The sequence below is a fragment of the Metabacillus herbersteinensis genome, assembly GCF_042433335.1.
Taxonomy (GTDB): Bacteria; Bacillota; Bacilli; order Bacillales; family Bacillaceae; genus Metabacillus; species Metabacillus herbersteinensis.
In genome coordinates this window covers 1-19,132 of the sequence record NZ_JBHLVO010000021.1, presented here as the reverse complement: position 1 = coordinate 19,132, position 19,132 = coordinate 1, and the positions used below count along the sequence as shown (strand labels likewise).

Below are 19,132 nucleotides of genomic sequence, written 5' to 3'. Positions count from 1 at the left end.
TTATTATATAAGTGATACAACCCTGTATAGAAGTAGTCAATATTATCGTTTAAAGGTTTTGGATGGTGTTTCTTTTTTTATCTAAGAAACGAATACATTCAATAAATACCCTAACAATCAAAAAAGTAAATGAAAGAACAGAAAAAGTATAAAAGCCATTCCAGCCTTTATGATACCTCACTAATTTGGTATTCTTTTCAAGCCAATTCTCCATAAGTGTCATTGGTCCGCTAAAAAGGAAAACACTTAAGATTGTTTTTAATGGCTTCATTTTATAAGTAAATTGATTGTACATGACACACGATAAAGGAAAGAAAACATACAGAAATACAACGTTTGAGTCAAATAAATTAGGGAAATAGCGATATGGGTATTGCAAATATTTTTTCTTTATTACTGGTCCATCAAGTAAAGTAGAAACTAAAGTTTTGCATAAATAAATGAGAAACCAGTCTTTTATCGCACCTTTTTTTCGTAATAAAAAAAATATTGATCCGCCTATTCCAAATATGGTCATTAGATTTAATATTGTTCTATCCTTCATATAAACACCCCTTATTACTAAGGTGTTCTTTTTCGCAAATATTATGAGAGGTTAAAATAATTTCTTTTTCAACAACTGGTGAGAGAGTTTAACAAAGCAACGGATTTTGTAATTGTAGTGCACTTGTCAATTTGATTCGTTTGGTTATTTGAGCAATGGCCGCCAAAACAACCGGAGTAGCTGATACCGCATAGTCTAACCGATGATGTTCCCAACCCCAAAGACATCAAGTCCAGCCTCGTCAGCAAGTTTTGCTGCTTCGATTATTTCCAGGACTCGTTACCTGGCACTAATTGTTTTTCCAGTATGAGGATCTGGACATATATCACCAAGAGTGTAGAGACCGATTTCGATTCCTGTATTTTTCAATTCCTCTCCAACTCGCATATCTGCATATTCCTCCAGTTAAAAGAGTAAGTAGTTTTAAATCTCTAATTGAATACGATTTCCAGAAGGGTCTAAGGTAATAAAAATATCATTTTCTATTGTGACGGTTGAACCAATATTCTCTAAGTTAGCTATTACATGATTTCTAGCTTCCTCATTTGGCAGAATGAGTGTAAATGATTTGAGTCCAACACTATTTACTGAGGAGGGAGGTGCCCCTACTCCATTCCATGTATTTAAGCCAATATGATGATGGTATTTACCAGTAGAGATGAAAAGTGCCTGAGACCCATATCGGTTTACCACTTCAAAACCAAGTCCTTTGATATAAAATTCCTCAGTCTTTTTCAATTCGGATACATGTAAATGGATATGTCCCATAACTGTACCAGCAGGTAGACCCTTCCATGGCTGCTTCTGTTTTCCAGTAGAAAGGAGATCTTTAAAATTTAACGGATCTACTGTCATTGCTACTTCCCCATTATTCCAATCCCATACAGAAGGGTCACGGTCTACATAGATTTCAATCCCATTCCCATCTGGATCTGATAAATAGAGAGCTTCACTTACAAGATGGTCTGATGACCCAATTGGAATACGATTTTCAATAAAGTGATTTACAATATTCGCTAAATCTGAGCGATGAGGCAAAAGAAGGGCAAAGTGATATAACCCTGTAGTCTTTCCCTGCTTTGGTACAACATTTTCCGGTTGTTCAATTGACAACACATTGGTTTTACCGCCTGTAGTTAATTTAGCTGTTGTTTTTGTTTGTTCGAGAATTTTAAAACCGATAACCTCTTGATAATACTTAAGAGAGCGTTCTAAATTTTCTACCTTAATTTTTACATGACCTACAAAAATATTTGGTTTACTATGAAATCCCATATTTATTCCTCCTGAAGTTTTCTACTTATTCGAATGAAAAAGTTTGTTATCTAAAGAAAAAGCAGACTTATTTGCGAAAACAAGATAGATGGACATTGCCAATAACGCTAGATCAAGTTCATATCCTGCCATTTGACCATTACCAAGAAGTCCCACAGGGAATTTTACTGTAGCAATAGCTCCAAGCATAATAACAGCAAACAACACAGAAACAATTCGTGTTCCAATACCTAGAATCAACGCAATACCACCGATTAACTCTATTAATGCAACAACATAAGCCATGAATCCTGGAATTCCGATGCTATCAAAGAACCCTACAGTGTTATTTATTCCCCCTTGAAATTTCGTCAATCCATGTACGAAAAAAATAAGACCTAAAACCACACGTAAAACTACTATACCTACTTCATTTTTATTCATATCCTTTATTCTCCTTTGGTTTTTTAGTTACTTTATGTAAGTTAGTTTATTTAAGTTACTTAGTTTTGTCAAGTAACTTTAGTAATCTAATTTCGAATAATAATATGATATATTATAAATTGAGGGGTGAAAGATTATATGGAACAATCTATTATTTGTCCGCGCTTTGAAAAAGCGATCTCGCTTTTAAGTCAGCGCTGGACAGTTTTAGTTATCTATCAATTATTGTCCGGTTCGCAACGGTTTAGCACCATCCGATCTTCTATTGGAATAAGTGGAAAGGTTTTGTCTGAACGATTAAAATACTTGGAACATCAAGAAATTATAAAGCGAAATGTCATACCTGAAACACCCGTTATTATTGAGTACTCACTAACAGAAAAAGGTATTTCTTTAGAACCAATTTTAAAAGATATAGAAAACTGGTCTCAGCGCTGGGTGAAGCCAGAGAGTGAAGAAACATAAGATGAATCGTGTCCCTATCTAAACTGAAAAGCAAAGATGAAATAGAAGCTCAAAAATGAAGTCCTATGATTACATCAAAATTTAAAATCTTTTCGATTATAGCTAAGAGTAATTGGCATTCTCAGGATTTCTTCCCTTAAGGAGAAGCTCGTGATAATGTCTTTTTCTTTGTCTAGTGCTGTTACACAGATGAATTCATTAGAATTTCGGAACTTTAGTTTTTCTAAAAAAGTTTCAAATAATGGAACAAAAATCTCAATTGTTGAATTGGATTTTGAATGAAGTTTAAGATAGTTTCAGAGACGAGGTGAACTTTATGAGTAAATACGAAGTTTCTACATTAAAAAAAGGTCGATCCTTAACATTAAGAGAGATTTCTGAGACGCTTGAGTTAACGAAGACCACCGCTTTCCGGCTAGTAAATACATTGGAAGACATGGACTATATCAAGAAAGGGCGCTTTAATTGAAGAAGGATCACAAAAATGAACAAACTTTTTTATAAAAAGTTAATCCACTACATTTATAAAGAGCATGTTTTGATCAATCTTTTTTCAAAATATGCTCTTTCTATTTGCTTTTGTATCAAAGTTTGTAATGTTAATTTAATCAAATATTATTTCATTATTACAACAGGGGTTCAAAATCTTGACTTACAACTGGATGCTCTAAAGGAACATCGTTATGAAGAAATATTTACAGATGAAATTAGTGGAGGTAAAGATAAACGACAAAGGATTAGAAGATGCTCTTCGATTTGTGCGATCTGGCAATACAATAGTAGTTTGGCGCTTAAATCGATAAGGAAGAAATATGCAGCATTTAATTAAGATTGTGAATGACCTTAATGAACGAGGGGTAGCGTCATCACCACAATTACATATGGCCTGTGTGTTGAGTAGTGTTTTCCAACAATTGCTTTTGCGTAGTAGTCATTAACTTGCTATACTAATTCATGCACATTCGAAATAGCATTCAGGTAATCGCTGCGCTTATGCGTAGAGGAAAGTCCATGCTCGCACGGAGCTGAGATGCCCGTAGTGTTCGTGCCTAGCCAATCAATAAGCTAGGGCAGTTCGGCGTAAAGCTGGATTGACGGCGAGGGAAAACACCTAAGTCTTAGGATACGGTCTAGTACCTCTTAACGTGCCACAGTGACGAACTTCATTGGAAACGATGGAGATGGAACGCGGTAAACCCCACGAGCGAGAAACCCAAATTTGGTAGGGGAACTATCTCGAAGGAATCAAACGGAGAGATAGACGGTTGAGCTTCAACCGTAGACAGATGATTGCCACCTGAGTACGAGGTTAAAACCGATTGCAGTACAAAGGTACAAAACATGGCTTACAGAATGTTATTAGAACAGGATCGTGCAGACAGAAAACCTTCTTTGAAGGTTATTTTTTTGCAAAAAAATTGATGTTTCATAGCATTTTCATCATACATCTTAATTAAATTAGAATACTTTTCTACTTTTTTAGAACAGGAAGAAATAAACCGACACTCCAAAGTCCATTCGCAGAAGCGTTAATGATAACTAGTTTTGTACTAAGATATAAATATGTATGAAAGAACCGTTTTTCATGCAAAAATTTCATAGTATATTTCCTGCAAAACGTTGATAAATCAACGATGTATAAATACAGAAACAATATTTTAACAGTAAAAAATTTTCAAGGTATTTTTCTTTCTCTTCAATTGAATTTATAGAGAATTTTTTATCTTTATAATTTGTAAAACCCTCATTTATGCAATGAGCTATTGAACGATTTAAACTTCTAATTGGTGCACAGACCTCACTTGATAATATTTGCTTTGTAAGGTTATCTAAATCACCAATTTAATAATGATTATGTATACTTAATAAGATATGATCTTTAACTGTAAGCAGTGATAACTTCGCCGCGGTATCTGAACGTAATGTCGAAACTTGTTATCTATTAATCTTTGGAAATGTAAGCGCTTTCTAGTATAATGATAGTGTATTGGATGGCATGTGTGTCGGTCATAGTATCCGGCGTAGGTGTGGCCATACCAGGGAACAGGTACTAGAGGAAATGTCCATATGAGTATGTTGACTAGAAATTAATGGGATATTCGCTGGTGAGTACTGTTAGCAAAACCCGGTGAGTTACCAGATTAATTTATGTAACACAAAATAGAATTTTTAGTAATTTGAATATTTTTCCCTGTACCTCACTATTTTTTTTTATAATGGGATTTTAATTTTTATCAAGGAAGGTGGTTTAATAATGGATATGATGCTCTTAAAAGAGAGATATGAAGTTACAATAAGGGCAAATGAAAATAGGATTGAATATCTTGAAAAGATTGTAGAAGAGCAGAAGGAAGTTTTAAAGCAGAAGGAAGAAATTATTCAGCAGATTTTAGAAAATAATCTTTCAGAAAGTGTAAAGTTAAAGCTTTTTGAAAAGGCAGTGCCCTGTAATCTAACAGAAATGAAAAAAATTAATTTCTAATAATCCTAAGTTGGGTAAAAAAAGAGGTTGGGTACCCAAAAGGTGCCCAACCCTCTTTAATTGCTGATAATTGGTATTTGTTAAATGGGGTATTGTTAACGCTAATCCTTATTTTTTGAAGGCCCCTGAAATTTTTTTAGAAGATGCTTACATCAGGGTCTGCTGTATTGGATTGTGGTGAAAAAAGGAATCTTTCCAAATGTGGTGAGGAAATTTTATTAGAGATAAAATTTGCTGCTGTTTCGGTGTGAAAATTTTTTGCTTCTTCTATAGTTCGTTTTCCTATGACAATTTCATGGAACAAGTTTATAGATAAAATATTCATCTCTTCTTTATCACAAACAGCAGAAACTTCCCCTTTAGTTCTATCAGGGTAAGTACTACCGTCATGCTTGGCAATTTCATCAAACTTATCTAAAGGCGTCTTATAGTTAATCGTTTGTTTAAGGAAATCTGGATGAGTAGTAGGAAAGTTGTGTTGCACAGCGTCCCTATATACGATGGTTCTTTTCCACAGTCCGTTATTGTACCAAATCAGTCTACTTACTGTGGCTTCTTGAGGATATCCGTATTTTTTCATGATTTTTAAAGCACCCTTTCGTTGGTGTTCTTGCCAGGTGCTTAAGATTTGATTCAAATAAGATTGATACAGATTGCTCATCTTCATACCTCCTAGTATTTCTTTAAAAGCCAGTGCTTATTGTGGCTTTGTTTCTGGCATTTTTCCGGATCATCAGCATTAATTTGAAATTCATCTATTTGGCCAAACTGCTTGCTCCTTTGACTTAACCCACCTTGGTAGTCATTTTCTTTCACATCAATACCAATATTGTTTAACTATATGGCTAACAATAGGGTTTCATGAGTATTACGATTGTTATGTTAAAAATAGAGGTTGGGTAATCAAAAAGTGCTTAACCTCTTTAATTGCTGATTCTTACCTGGAATTTAAATCTATTCAAGAGTAAATTACTATTAAATATAGAGTGAGAAAAAAGAATTATGAGAATGTCATTATATTCATAAAAAAACCGTACTCTCGAAATGAAAGTACGGCTTTTTAGTTTACTCAACTTTCGCACCTTGAAAATCACCACTTATATAGTTCCACCAAAGCTTTAATGTCAACTAGTTTCACTGCTTGACAAGTTTTTAAAACAGGAAAAAGCACCCCGTTCTTTGGTATAGTGGAATTGTCGAGAAACCATTACCACAAAGAAGAGGTGCCTTCCCTATGATAAACGAACACCACTCTAATGAGCAACAACCCAATGAGCTTTCAGCGGTTTATCTGAATTACAACTAACAAAACACTTGCGCCAAGCTGGAATCAAAAAAAGCTTTGGTTTTTCATGTTCATACTTGTTTCAGCTTGTTTTCTGTCTGATCTTTCATCAAAAAAATTGGTTTACACTTGTCACGTCTAAGAAAGGCGATTGTTTTCCAGGCAAAGATCTTGAAAAAGACGAATAAAGCTACACAACGATTACTTAAAAATCAACTATCACAATGGATTGCAGGTTTACCTAGCTATATCAGGGCTTACCTGCCTAAATTGGTGTGCGAAAGTTGAGAATAATGTTAATAATTATCTGAAAATTTCATATATTTACAACTTTATTAAATTTTATTTTACTGGCATAATAAGAATAATATAATTTCAGAAAAGTAGGTGAAAATATGAGAGAGACGTTTGATGATTATACAATTAAGGAATCCCTATTTTTTAGTCTAAGAATGATGCAATTAAGCAAAGCACTCTGGAAAACAATTGAAAAGGATTGGCAGCAATGGATAAATCCTTATGATCTTACCATTAATGAACATCATATTTTATGGATTATCTATTATTTAAAAGACGCTTCCATTTCAGAGATTGCCAAACTCGGAGTTATGCACGTGTCAACTGCCTTTAATTTCTCAAAAAAGTTGGAGATCCGAGGATATTTGCAATTTTCCAAAAAGGAAAATGATATGAGAAACACATATATTCAATTAACGGAAAAAGGGGAAGAATTAGTTTTATCGATTTTCAAAGCTTATGAGCCGTTACAAAATACCGTATTTAAAGGGTCATTACCATTACACCATTTACATGGGAAATTTCCTGATTTTATTGAAATGATGACCATTGTTCGTAGCATATATGGTAATGACTTTATGAAAATGTTTGAATACTCTTTCGATAACATTGAAAAACCAATAGAGAATGCGTAGATTAATTAATGCTCAAAGCAGCCATAAAAGGTTTTTCCTGAAGAGACCTATTCATTAGGAGGTATTTTAGTTTTTCTTCAATTTTCTGTTTAACTTGTGTTTTCATCATGCATAAAATAAAGTTACTTTGCGGTATATTGTAGTTTAGCTCCCTCTTCCCCAAATAAGAAAAAATCCCTTGGATTATACTTTCCAGGGGATTAGTTGAAGAAGGTAAGCACCCTTGTTAATAAATTACCCCTTAACCAATAATAATGGCCTGCAGGAACTAACTCATCATCTTCAAACGGTGTAGCTGTATGTTTGAAGGCAAAGGCACAGAGGAACTATTTGATAAAGTTATTGTTTATATTAAGGAGATAGTTGGTTGTGCAAAAGAGCAAATAATATTAATAACAATCTAAAATTTGCTATGTACGAATTAAAGAGAAGATTAAATAATTGGAACAGAGAGCTAGTGAAGAGTAAATCATATAATACAACTACCCATTTTGTTCACTCAAAGAAAAAAGTATCAACCCCCTCAAAATTGTTAATGATAACAAAAGAGGAGGTGGGATACTATGGCTCAAGATGTTCTTTGTGAAGTCAATAACTGTACGTATTGGGGTTCTGGAAACAAATGTACTGCAGATGCTATTTATGTAGTCAGTCATAAGGGGAAAAAAGCATCCAATAGTGAAGAAACGGATTGCAAAACATTTGTACCAGAAACTTAAATTTCTGAGGGTAACCATCATTTTGGTTGCCCTTTATTATTTATAGTATTGATAATAACTATCATTTTCATTCAAGTTTATTAAATTATTTTTATTTATATCTCCTTTAAAAAAGAATATGGTGAAAAATTTTATCAGATGGGTTAGCTAAGGTACTCCAAGAGGATTAAGGATTAAACTGTATCTTTTTTTCGTTTTTAAATAACAGGTAATGGGCATTTTCCACTTTTTCTTCTATATAGTCGAGCGAATAATCACCTAATGGATCTGCTAAGTCGCCGATTGTCCGAGATAGATTATCAATCACAAGACTTAATGTATCAATCTGTCTCAGCTCTTTCCTTACATTCATCTCATCCATGATTTCATAAGCAAGATGTTGTATTCTCCGTAAGCGCATTTCTTTTGTTTGCATAGTATACTCATCCTCCTCTAATACCAACTTATATTGTTTAAATATATGGCTAACAATATGGGTTCATGAGTAGAAAAATGAGATCTAATAAAGAGATCATTCTAGAGAAAATACTATTTGCAACGGGTTGGGTAACCAACCTGTTTTTCCTATAAGTAGACGTTATGTGAACTAGATTTGTATAGTGTATGCATGTGATACTTTGGGATCTTGTTCTATTAAGCTCTAGAGATAGGTATATCTGTTGAGGGAATTTAAAATTTCTTCAATCAATTTCCCAGACCTAAATAGGTCTTTTTTTAATGCCTATAATTGCGATTATGTTAACTGAAGAAATCTATCTTAGGCCATAAAAAGACGCTAGTAAGAAAACTAGCGTTTTTATTGTTACTTGTACGTCTTGATGATAAAACAGCTGTGGTATCTATCCTCAATACCTCCCCGATTGCGGAAGAAGGAATTGTAAAAAGTATAATGGAAATGCGGATCAATATACAAATAGAATTCATTATGAGGAGTGTAGGAAATTAATATCCACATTCTTTTTTAGTTATAGTGTTACTTAGTTAAAGTTTAATAATGGAAATTGTTTCAAAAGAACATACTACTAGAAAGGAGGTGTTTATTTGGAACAACTTACCTATAAACAATCTTGGTTCGGAAATGTTAAAGGTGACATCCTTTCAGGCTTAGTTGTTGCCCTTGCACTTATCCCAGAAGCTATTGCTTTTTCCATTATAGCTGGTGTAGACCCGATGGTTGGGCTATATGCTTCTTTCACAATCGCAGTAACGATAGCTTTTATCGGCGGTAGACCAGGTATGATCTCAGCTGCAACGGGTGCAATGGCACTTTTATTTATTGATTTAATAGCAGAACATGGACTTCAATATCTATTAGCTGCAACTATACTAACTGGAGTTTTTCAAATACTATTTGGAGTTTTTAAGTTAGCCAGATATATGAAGTTTATTCCAAGATCCGTCATGGTTGGGTTCGTAAATGCTTTAGCAATATTAATTTTCACATCACAATTTCAGCATTTTGTTGGTGAAACCTGGATCATGTATGCACTTGTTGGTTTAACATTAGCGATTATATATTTGTTCCCGTATCTCACGAAAACAGTACCATCAACACTTGTGGCAATTGTCGTTATAACAGCTTCATCAATCTTTATCGGATATGGTGTAAGAACTGTAGGAGATATGGGTACGATTTCACAAACATTACCATCATTTTTCATTCCAGACATTCCACTTACATTTGAAACACTATTTATCATTCTTCCATACTCATTGGCCCTTGCTGTTGTTGGGTTATTAGAATCTCTATTAACAGCTTCTATTGTGGATGATATGACCGATACTGGTAGTGAAAAAAATGTAGAAAGTAGAGGTCAGGGAATCGCTAATATAATTACTGGATTTTTTGGTGGAATGGCTGGATGTGCAATGATAGGACAATCTGTTATTAATATCAAATCAGGCGGGCGAGGTAGACTTTCCTCTTTAGTAGCTGGGATGTTTTTAATGTTTTTGATTGTTGTACTGGGCGAAATAGTGGTGGAAATACCGATGGCTGCGTTAGCTGGAGTAATGATCATGGTTTCAATCAGTACATTTGATTGGAATTCGTTGCGTACACTACATTTAATTCCAAGAAGTGATGCTATGGTGATGATTGTCACTGTTCTTACGGTTGTTTTAACCCATAATCTAGCAATGGGTGTTTTCACGGGTATATTGTTAAGCGCCATTTTCTTTGTTTCAAAAATATCAAAAGTACGAGTAGAAAGTTCATTGAAGGGAAATAAAAGAACATATCTAGTAAATGGTGAACTCTTTTTTGCATCTGTAACAGAACTATTAACAATGTTTGACTATAAAGAAGATGTGAAAAGCGTTGAAATAAATTTAAGTAGGTCTCATATATGGGATGATTCAGCAGTGGCTGCTGTGGACAAAATCGTTTCCAAGTTTGAATCAAACGGAGTCCAAGTAGAGGTTACAGGATTAAATGAGGACAGTACGGAATTGGTTGGAAAATTAGCAAACAAGCTTAGTTCTCATTAAGTATGGAGGTTTAGAATATGTATAAAAAAATATTGTTAGCAACAGATGGTTCAGAGCATTCAAAACGTGCAGCAGAAAATGCAATACATATTGCAAAATGTAGTTCAGGATCGACAATAGAAGTGGTTTATGTTGTTGATGCCGATCGAGCTAAATCCGACGTATTAAGTAACTGGAACTCTGTTGATCTTAATGATTCACGGAAAGAAAGAATGAAGGAGTTTGAAGGAAAAGCAAAAGAAGCAGGTGTAACATACGAAATTAAAGTCTTACACGGGGAACCAGGTCCTTCAATTGTTGAGTATATTAATAATAATGCAATAGATATTGTTGTTATTGGAAGTAGAGGACTAAACGTGCTTCAGGAATTTGTATTAGGAAGTGTAAGCCATAAGGTTGCTAAACGTGCAAATTGCCCCGTTTTAATTGTTAAATAGATAAAATAGAGGTTGATAGTAACATTTAATCAACCTCTTCTACAAATGCTCTAAATTAGTTATTTTACTATGAGTACTGGACACTTAGCTCTCTTAGTGACTTTGTGACTAACACTTCCAAGAACCATTTCCTGCATTGTATTTAATCCCCTACTTCCGATCACTACAAGATCAAACATATTCTCATTGGCGTATTTTACAATTGACGGTCCTGGCTCCCCACGAATAATCTTAATTTCATATTTTACTTTATCCTTTTGTGCTCTTTTTTCAATAAAAGCCATTTTTTCCTTTCGTTTACTTTCAGTCTCCAGTGTATTCCAGTTATACAAAACGTCTTCTTTAGATGTTTTCCCGTCCACAATGTATATAACTTCAATACTAGTATCTGGATTACATTTTGCGAGTTCAATAGCTTTCTCTGCAGCTCTTAATGAGTGAGAGGAACCGTCCGCTGCAAGTAAAATTTTTTTAAACATAATCATTTCCCCCTTAGTTCTTTCTCATACGATAAAAAGGATATTTTGTAAGTGGATTCTCCTTTTTCCTTCTATTAAGAAACCTATTTTATAAATTCTTTAAATTTGTATGCAAGGAAAAGGATTGAAGAGTAATTGAGAGTATGCATAATATGGTTGCGTTTACATTGAGTTTCACAAATTTGTCAAAACCTTATATAATTTATGGTGTAAACAACGGACCCGACTTTCATGAGAGTTGAAAGTCTTATTTAAAACAAAAAAAATAGGAAGAGGTGTCAGGTTGAATTTAACTACAATTAAATATTCATGGTTTGGAAATGTCAAAGGTGATGTGTTAGCAGGGATGGTGGTTGCTCTAGCATTAATTCCTGAAGCTATTGCATTCTCAATCATTGCTGGGGTAGATCCTATGGTAGGATTGTATGCTTCATTTTGTATTGCCGTGACAATAGCATTTGTTGGAGGACGTCCTGGGATGATTTCTGCTGCGACAGGTGCGACAGCTCTGTTGATGGTAACATTGATTGCTGAGCATGGATTACAATATCTTCTTGCTGCCACGATACTAACAGGGGTCTTACAAATCATAATGGGTGTGTTGAAGTTAGGTAGATTAATGAAATTTGTTCCTCGTTCGGTCATGACAGGTTTCGTTAACGCTTTAGGCATACTCATTTTCACTTCACAATTACCACATTTTGTAGGTGAATCATGGCAAATGTATGCGATGGTAGCTGGAGCACTTGCTATTATCTATATTTTACCACGTTTTACTAAGGTTGTGCCATCTCCTTTGGTAGCAATTGTTGTTATTACAATCATTGCTGTTATGACAGGAAGTGGCGTACGTACTGTTGGTGACATGGGTGAATTAACTCAAGCTTTACCGATTTTCTTGCTACCTGATATTCCATTAAACTTTGAAACATTACAAATCATTTTCCCTTATGCTTTATCAATTGCAATTGTTGGTTTAGTAGAGTCTTTATTGACTGCATCTATTGTTGACGATATGACGGATACTGAAAGTGATAAAAATAAGGAATCACGCGGTCAAGGGATCGCCAATATCGTTTCAGGCTTATTTGGCGGTATGGCAGGTTGTGCTATGATTGGTCAATCTGTTATTAATGTTAAATCTGGTGGTAAAGGACGTCTTTCTTCCCTTGTTGCTGGAGCATTTTTAATGACTTTGATTTTGTTGCTAAATAACTTCTTAGTGACAATTCCAATGGCTGCACTTGTAGGTGTTATGATTATGGTATCGATTGGAACATTGGATTGGTCTTCATTAAAAACCCTTCACAAAGTTCCTTTAACAGATACATTAGTTATGGTTGTTACTGTTATAACAGTACTTATGACGCATGATTTATCTAAGGGTGTATTTGTCGGTATCTTAATGAGTGCCATATTCTTTGCAGCAAAAATTTCTAAGGTGAAAATTACGAGCCTATCAGCAGAGGGATCTACTAAGAAGGTATACCGTGTATATGGGCAATTATTCTTTGCATCTGTAACAGAGTTTGTTGAAAGCTTTAATTATAAAGAAGAAGTGAAAGAAATAGATTTAGACTTAACACAGGCACACTTATGGGATGATTCTGCAGTTGGTGCTATTGATAAAGTAATAATTAAGTATCACCAAAACGGGGTAAAAGTAAACTTAATTGGTGTTAATACAGAAAGTAATAAGTTACTTGATAAAATTGCTGTTCATAATAAGCCTGGTGGTCTTAATAAAGTAGTTAACCATTAATGAATTAATGTCGGGTACGAATTAATGAAGAGAACATCAAATCATAAGAGATTTGGTGTTCTTGTTTTTTTATAAGATGAAAATAAACGAATAATGATTAAAAAATAAAGCGTTTTCAATGATGGCTTTATATATAGGTTTATGGATGGAGGAATATCCGATTGATCAATTTTAAAGACAAAAAAATATCTACTTCTTTCTATTATGGTTGGATTATTGTAGCAATTGGGGCACTCGGTATATTTTTTTCCGGTCCTGGTCAAACCTATTCAAACGCAATATTTATTGATTACTACATAGAAGACTTTGGGTGGAGCAGATCAATGGTTTCTTCTGTTTACTCAATCGCAACATTAGCTGCAGGGTTGTTAATGATGGTTGTCGGTAAATACATTGATAAATATGGACAACGATTTTTTATGATATTTGTTGCGGTTATGCTAGCAATATCTTGTTTTTGGAACAGTATGGTATCAAACATTGTTATGTTATTTTTAGGCTTTTTTCTTATACGACTGTTTGGTCAAGGGTCAATGACTCTTATTCCAAATACGTTAATACCTCAATGGTTTATAGTAAGAAGAGGTAGAGCTTTTAGTTTTATGGCTATCGGTGGATTTTTAAGTTCTGCATTGTTCCCAATCGTTAATTTGTGGGCTATAGAAGAGTGGGGATGGCAAACAGCTTGGAGATTGTGGGGGGTTCTTTTACTAATATTATTTGTTCCCCTAGTCTATTTGTTTGTAAGAAATAAGCCAGAGGATATGGGGTTACTTCCTGATAATAAAAAACAACATGATATAACTAATTCTGGTAGTGATACGTTAATTAATGAAGTGAGCTGGACGTTAGCTGAAGCTAAAAAAACGAAAACTTTCTGGTTTTTATTATGCTGCGTCGGAATTCCTTCAATGGTTAACACTGGAATAACATTTCATTTACTATCCATTTTTAGCGAAAACGGTCTTGAACCTCAACTTGCTGCCACAGTTTTAGGCATCATGGCATTTGTTGGTTTCCCTATAACATTTTTGTCAGGATTTATTTTAGAAAGAGTACAAGCAAACTCTATTTTAGTGGTTACTTTTCTCGGAGAAATTATTGTTCTTGCCCTTTTAGTTTTCTCTAAATCCCCATTTATCGCTATTCTATTCGGCCTCCTATGGGGATTGTTTGCAGGAATAGAACGAATTGCGCTTAATGTTATATGGCCAAATTTCTTTGGAAGAGAACACATTGGTAGTATAAAGGGTCTAGCTATGTCAATAACAGTAATAGGATCTGCATTTGGGCCATTGCCTTTTGGGCTGGCATTTGATTTGTTCAATGGCTACGAAGAAATTCTGATTGCAACAATGATATTTCCAATAGTGGGTATTGGATTAGCATGGAAAGCGACGAAGCCCAAAAAATCTCACGGCCACTTGTACGAAAAGATTACAAGTGCTTAATTGAAGCTTAAACGAAGGAACAATGTTTGAAAGGTTCATTTATTTAGAATAATTAACCTTGTGATTAGTGTGAAGAAGTTCAATTTATTGTTAAGGAGTTTGAACAGGGAAATTCACGGCTAAATTAATTAGTAATACCTTTTTTTAAAGAAGTAGCAAGGAAAATTGATAAATTGAGAATTAATAAAATATAGCTTTATTTAGAATAGGAGACAAATATATGAATGATATAGATTCAAAAAAAGGAAGTATAAAAATATTTGCTTTAGGTGGACTTGGAGAAATTGGTAAAAATACATATATAATTGAGTATGAAAATGAAATGGTACTTGTGGATTGTGGAATCAAATTTCCTGAAACTGAACTACTAGGAATTGACTATGTCTTGCCTGATTATACATACCTTAAACAAAATAGAGAAAAACTCAAAGGGATTTTTATTACTCATGGACATGAAGATCATATAGGAGGAATACCTTTTTTGCTTCGAGATGTAAAGGCTCCTATCTTTGCAGGGGAATTTGCAGTTGAATTAATGAAAAGTAGGTTGGGGGAACATAAAATTAGGGGTGTTCAGTTCCAGCAAATAGACAATGACACAGTTGTGCAATTTGAAAATATAAAAGTACGTTTCTTTCGTACGTCACATAGTATTGCGGACTCTTTTGGCGTTGTTATTACTACCCCTGATGGAAATATTGTTCATACTGGAGATTTTAAGTTTGATTTAACGCCTATCGGTACTGAGACAGATCTCCATAAAATTGCTGAAATAGGTCAAGAAGGGGTATTGTGCTTACTGTCAGATAGTACAAATAGTGAGGTTCCAGGTTTTTCTATGTCAGAACGGAAGGTAGGGGAAGCAATCGAAGATATTTTTCAAAATGTCGAAGGCAGGATCATTTTTGCTACGTTTGCCTCCAATATTCATCGCGTTCAGCAAGTAGTAAAATCTTCTGTAAAATATCAGCGGAAAATAGCAGTGGTTGGACGAAGCATGGAAAAAACAATTGAAATTGGCAGAAGACTCGGATATGTAGTAGCACCGGATGATTCTTTTATCAATTTAAGTGAAATAAAGCAGTTTTCAAGTGAACGCATTACGATTATTTGTACAGGAAGCCAAGGGGAGCTGATGGCTGCCTTATCACGAATTGCTAATGGGAATCATAGGAGCATTCAAATTATCCCAGGGGACACCATTGTATTTTCCTCCTCCCCGATACCCGGTAATACGATAAGTATCAATCGCGTAATCGATAAACTATATCGTGCTGGTGCTGAAGTTATCCATCATAAAATAAGTGATATTCACACTTCTGGACATGGAAAGCAGGAAGAGCAAAAACTAATGATTCGTATGTTAAACCCTACCTATTTTTTTCCTATCCATGGAGAATATCGAATGCTCAAGGCACATGTGAATTTAGCGACTCAATGTGGGGTACCAAGTGAAAATTGTTTTGTATTAGATAACGGAGATGTGTTGGAGATATCTTCGCAAGGCGCGAAAATTTCGGGAAAAGTTCCAGCTCAGCCTGTATATGTCGATGGGAATGGAATAGGAGAAATTGGAAATATTGTATTGAGAGATAGGAGGATATTGTCAGAAAGTGGTCTTGTTATTATTACGTTAACCATTGATCGCAAACAGCAGAAGTTATTATCTCGCCCAGTAATTATGACCCGGGGATTTGTATTTATTAGGGGGAATGAAGATCTCATTAAAGAGTTAGAGCAACTTACAGGGATAGTATTTTATCTCAGTTATCCTTAGGAACCTTACAATGGTCTCAAATGAAAAAAAAGGGTGATTGAGGATATTGAACCGTTCTTATTTCGTAAAACAGGTCGTAGACCTTTGATCTTACCAATTATCATGGAAGTATAAATATAAATGAGAAGATTTTATAATCAACTCATTGGTTATTTTGAAGAACAGCCTTTTTGGAATATTATTCTAGTAAGCAGTTGATAAAGTAATCTTATGGATATATTGCCTTATTTTATATCAATGGAACAAATTATTGGTTAAAAGGTAAAAGTAAAAAATTTTTTATCTGAAAAGAAGCCACCTTTTAATCTGTTATCGAGCGAAAATCGGGCAACATATGTTCATTCAGTGTACACGCTTGGTTGTACAAAATTTAAGTATAGTACACTTTAACTTTATATTTTGCTAAGTTAATTAAGTAAGTAAACCATTCCAATAGGGTAGACACCCTATTGGAATGGTTTTATTTTCGCAAGATTACTATAATTAGAGTTATCCCGTATGAAGTATTACAATAAAGACGATTAAATACAAATAAAGTTGTTTAAAAAATGGAAGGGCATGTTGTTCCATTAAATGGGCGTAAGGGCGCTTTTCTGTAATAAGGAAAGGGTCATTCTTTATGTAAAGGGCCATTTTGTTGAATAAAGACCCAATAATACCCCTCAGATATTAGTAGGAAAATATTAATGTTAATGTAATAATTTAAGTATAATTCTTATGTTCTTAAACGAATCAGGGGGATGATTTATTGTTTGAAACAAAAAGATGTTATGTAAATATCTTCATGAAATCGGATTTTGCAGATGTTGAAAAATTGTATTTAAATGAGAAAGTAAGGAGATATCTAGGAGGCATTCGTGAAGAAAGTTCAATTGTAACTGTGTTAGACGAAATGCACAATTCAAGTGAAGACTCTTGGTATTGGGTTGCTAGAGAAAAGAGAACAGATGATTTCATTGGTTTGGTTTCTCTTGATCCCCACCATGAAGGCGTTGACATTGAAGTTTCATATCAGTTTCTTCCCAATTGGTGGGGGGCTGGTTATGCAACTGAAATCGTTCAAGTAATAATCAATTATGCATTAAACGAATTAAATCTTTCAAAACTAGTTGCTGAAACGCAAACCGCAAATATGCCCTCTTGTAAGCTTTTAGAGAGATTAGGTATGAATTTAGAAAAAACAATCACTCGGTTCGGTGCCGAGCAAGTAATTTATTCTATTAAATCAGATTAAAAAGTAATTTATTTGAATTGCTTAAGGTTTTAAGTTTATTCAATTAAAGGGCGCGATTCTTTAGGAACGCGTCTTTTTCGTGTATCGGGCCAGATTATTGAACAACACCTTTATTGGTCGAAGCTCAGCATGAGAAGACGGAATATATAGCGTCAAAATACCTTTTGGTACATTCCTGCAAACAAAAATAAAAAACGCCCTTCTGTAGGGCAGCTCTATAGATGTCTCTCCCTATTTAAGAAAAAATATTAACCTAATTCAAGATGGGTGAATATCTTAAGGAGGTAGAGGAGGGATATTAATGTACGACAATTACGAGCTTAACGTACATCGAATGCAGTATGGAAATCATCCGAATCAAGGGAAGGAAAACATGTATCCTCAAACTGTCCAGAGTATGACTAATCAAATGCATCCAACTGGGGTTCAAGGAGCTTACCAACCTATGCACGGCGATATAAAACACCAATGTAGAATGTATATGAACTATCATGTCCAAGCAAAAATGCAAGATGGGTCAGAAATTGAAGGTATTATCACAGATATGGACGAAAATAACGTGACAATGTTAGTTCCAGAAGAGATTGATGAAGAAGAATTAAACGATAATACAAGTAGGCAATATGGTTATGGAAGAAGAAGATTTCGTCGATTCCGCAGACTCCTTTTCCCTTTATTAAATTTTTTGTTTTTCAGACCGTACCCATATTACTATCCTTACCCGTATCCATATTATCCGTACCCATATTAAATTCAGAGGGTACCTGTTGGTAATTTGAAACCATCCTTAATGGGTGGTTTTTTCTCAGATTGCTGTCTCAACCCCATCGCTATCCAGCTGTGTGCGCCAAAGTGCGATTTTTCCTTTATTTATTATTTTAAACTTTTTTAACTGAGCTTCCATCTTATAAATTTCGTAGTTCTGTTTCAAGCAGTTTTTATGGTTCTGCCCAATTTTCTTGTTTTTGTTCGCAATGGATTTGAGTTTTGAATAGTATGTATTGGCAATGAAAACAAAATAACGTCCAATTTCGAAAACCGCCCTGTCAAGGGTGGTTTTTAATGTTTCACGGGATCTAATAAGAAATGGATGATGGATTGCTGATTAATTGGCCTGGGGGAGACTGCTTTTATTACTTTTATCCGTGGGTTATTTGTTGTAGTTCTCTTTCATATAATGTTCATTTTGCATTAAGTCTATTGTTTATCCATCAAATTCCCATATCGACTTTACATAAATACAATAAAAAAAGAAACAATACAATTGGTAAGCTATTAATTAATAGAAAGCAGGAACCTAAAATGACAGTAATAAATGACGTTAAGACAGTTCTAGCAGGATTGAAAAGTGCGCAGGCTGGCTTCGAAACATTTGCT

The 19,132-nt window shown here is 34.4% G+C and carries 19 protein-coding genes, 1 other RNA gene and 3 pseudogenes; 16 read left to right on the top strand and 7 right to left on the bottom strand.

From position 1 onward, the window contains the following. Positions 1-49: 49 nt before the first annotated feature. The 4 genes and pseudogenes from ACFFIX_RS19090 to ACFFIX_RS19075 form a co-directional block, all read right to left on the bottom strand. A complete protein-coding gene (locus ACFFIX_RS19090; protein WP_378936838.1) occupies positions 50-544 on the bottom strand; it encodes a CBO0543 family protein in 495 nt (164 codons plus the stop codon). 118 nt (positions 545-662) lie between these two features. Next, positions 663-931 (bottom strand): annotated as a pseudogene (locus ACFFIX_RS19085) (LLM class flavin-dependent oxidoreductase); the annotation flags it as partial. Positions 932-967: 36 nt separating this feature from the next. Beyond that, a complete protein-coding gene (locus tag ACFFIX_RS19080) occupies positions 968-1,819 on the bottom strand; it encodes a VOC family protein (RefSeq protein WP_378936835.1) in 852 nt (283 codons plus the stop codon). A gap of 21 nt (positions 1,820-1,840) precedes the next feature. Next, positions 1,841-2,242 carry a DoxX family protein gene (locus ACFFIX_RS19075; RefSeq protein ID WP_378936833.1) on the bottom strand — a complete coding sequence of 134 codons (402 nt, stop codon included), beginning with the start codon at positions 2,240-2,242 and terminating at the stop codon, positions 1,841-1,843. Positions 2,243-2,380: 138 nt separating this feature from the next. On the opposite strand from ACFFIX_RS19075, the gene ACFFIX_RS19070 reads away from it, so the two are divergent. The 5 genes from ACFFIX_RS19070 to ACFFIX_RS19050 all read left to right on the top strand — a co-directional run bounded on the left by ACFFIX_RS19070 (position 2,381) and on the right by ACFFIX_RS19050 (position 5,189). Beyond that, on the top strand, positions 2,381-2,707 hold the full coding sequence (locus tag ACFFIX_RS19070) for a winged helix-turn-helix transcriptional regulator (RefSeq protein ID WP_378936831.1): 327 nt from the start codon (positions 2,381-2,383) through the stop codon (positions 2,705-2,707). Positions 2,708-3,023: 316 nt separating this feature from the next. Next, positions 3,024-3,176 (top strand): helix-turn-helix domain-containing protein, encoded by a 153-nt coding sequence (locus ACFFIX_RS19065; protein ID WP_378936829.1) that lies wholly within the window; start codon positions 3,024-3,026, stop codon positions 3,174-3,176. A gap of 15 nt (positions 3,177-3,191) precedes the next feature. Next, the gene (locus ACFFIX_RS27980) at positions 3,192-3,536 is read left to right on the top strand and encodes a recombinase family protein (RefSeq protein WP_446686114.1); all 345 of its coding nucleotides are present in this window, start codon (positions 3,192-3,194) and stop codon (positions 3,534-3,536) included. A gap of 141 nt (positions 3,537-3,677) precedes the next feature. Continuing rightward, positions 3,678-4,061, top strand: an RNA gene (rnpB, locus tag ACFFIX_RS19055) — RNase P RNA component class B. Positions 4,062-4,961: 900 nt separating this feature from the next. Further along, on the top strand, positions 4,962-5,189 hold the full coding sequence (locus tag ACFFIX_RS19050; RefSeq protein WP_378936827.1) for a hypothetical protein: 228 nt from the start codon (positions 4,962-4,964) through the stop codon (positions 5,187-5,189). A gap of 136 nt (positions 5,190-5,325) precedes the next feature. On the opposite strand, the gene ACFFIX_RS19045 is transcribed toward ACFFIX_RS19050, so the two are convergent. After that, positions 5,326-5,850 (bottom strand): hypothetical protein, encoded by a 525-nt coding sequence (locus ACFFIX_RS19045; protein WP_378936825.1) that lies wholly within the window; start codon positions 5,848-5,850, stop codon positions 5,326-5,328. Positions 5,851-6,423: 573 nt separating this feature from the next. On the opposite strand from ACFFIX_RS19045, the pseudogene ACFFIX_RS27975 reads away from it, so the two are divergent. From ACFFIX_RS27975 to ACFFIX_RS19035, 3 genes and pseudogenes are all read left to right on the top strand, one after another. Continuing rightward, positions 6,424-6,644: pseudogene (locus tag ACFFIX_RS27975) on the top strand (IS4 family transposase); the annotation flags it as partial. A gap of 225 nt (positions 6,645-6,869) precedes the next feature. Next, positions 6,870-7,406 (top strand): HTH-type transcriptional regulator Hpr, encoded by a 537-nt coding sequence (locus ACFFIX_RS19040; RefSeq protein ID WP_378936823.1) that lies wholly within the window; start codon positions 6,870-6,872, stop codon positions 7,404-7,406. Positions 7,407-7,969: 563 nt separating this feature from the next. Further along, entirely contained in the window at positions 7,970-8,125 is a 156-nt protein-coding gene (locus tag ACFFIX_RS19035; RefSeq protein WP_378936821.1) for a DUF1540 domain-containing protein, read from the top strand. A 166-nt stretch (positions 8,126-8,291) separates the two neighbouring features. Here ACFFIX_RS19035 and ACFFIX_RS19030 read toward each other — a convergent pair whose 3' ends face one another. Beyond that, the gene (locus tag ACFFIX_RS19030; protein WP_378936819.1) at positions 8,292-8,540 is read right to left on the bottom strand and encodes a hypothetical protein; all 249 of its coding nucleotides are present in this window, start codon (positions 8,538-8,540) and stop codon (positions 8,292-8,294) included. A gap of 626 nt (positions 8,541-9,166) precedes the next feature. Between ACFFIX_RS19030 and ACFFIX_RS19025 the strand changes: the two genes are divergently transcribed. After that, positions 9,167-10,615, top strand: coding sequence for a SulP family inorganic anion transporter (locus ACFFIX_RS19025; protein ID WP_378936817.1), 1,449 nt, complete (start codon positions 9,167-9,169; stop codon positions 10,613-10,615). A gap of 17 nt (positions 10,616-10,632) precedes the next feature. Next, entirely contained in the window at positions 10,633-11,052 is a 420-nt protein-coding gene (locus ACFFIX_RS19020) for a universal stress protein (protein ID WP_378936815.1), read from the top strand. A gap of 59 nt (positions 11,053-11,111) precedes the next feature. On the opposite strand, the gene ACFFIX_RS19015 is transcribed toward ACFFIX_RS19020, so the two are convergent. Next, positions 11,112-11,531 carry a universal stress protein gene (locus tag ACFFIX_RS19015; protein WP_378936813.1) on the bottom strand — a complete coding sequence of 140 codons (420 nt, stop codon included), beginning with the start codon at positions 11,529-11,531 and terminating at the stop codon, positions 11,112-11,114. 283 nt (positions 11,532-11,814) lie between these two features. Between ACFFIX_RS19015 and ACFFIX_RS19010 the strand changes: the two genes are divergently transcribed. The 6 genes and pseudogenes from ACFFIX_RS19010 to ACFFIX_RS18985 form a co-directional block, all read left to right on the top strand. Beyond that, positions 11,815-13,293 (top strand): SulP family inorganic anion transporter, encoded by a 1,479-nt coding sequence (locus ACFFIX_RS19010; protein ID WP_378936811.1) that lies wholly within the window; start codon positions 11,815-11,817, stop codon positions 13,291-13,293. 161 nt (positions 13,294-13,454) lie between these two features. After that, complete coding sequence (locus tag ACFFIX_RS19005) at positions 13,455-14,744, top strand: MFS transporter (RefSeq protein ID WP_378936809.1); 1,290 nt, start codon at positions 13,455-13,457, stop codon at positions 14,742-14,744. Positions 14,745-14,964: 220 nt separating this feature from the next. Beyond that, positions 14,965-16,635 (top strand): annotated as a pseudogene (rnjA, locus tag ACFFIX_RS19000) (ribonuclease J1). A gap of 634 nt (positions 16,636-17,269) precedes the next feature. Beyond that, positions 17,270-17,755, top strand: coding sequence for a GNAT family N-acetyltransferase (locus ACFFIX_RS18995; RefSeq protein ID WP_378936807.1), 486 nt, complete (start codon positions 17,270-17,272; stop codon positions 17,753-17,755). Between the two features lie 301 nt (positions 17,756-18,056). Beyond that, positions 18,057-18,506, top strand: coding sequence for a hypothetical protein (locus ACFFIX_RS18990; RefSeq protein WP_378936805.1), 450 nt, complete (start codon positions 18,057-18,059; stop codon positions 18,504-18,506). A gap of 335 nt (positions 18,507-18,841) precedes the next feature. Beyond that, positions 18,842-19,132, top strand: a 291-nt coding sequence (locus tag ACFFIX_RS18985; protein ID WP_378936803.1) for a DUF1657 domain-containing protein, incomplete at its 3' end; no start/stop codon positions are given.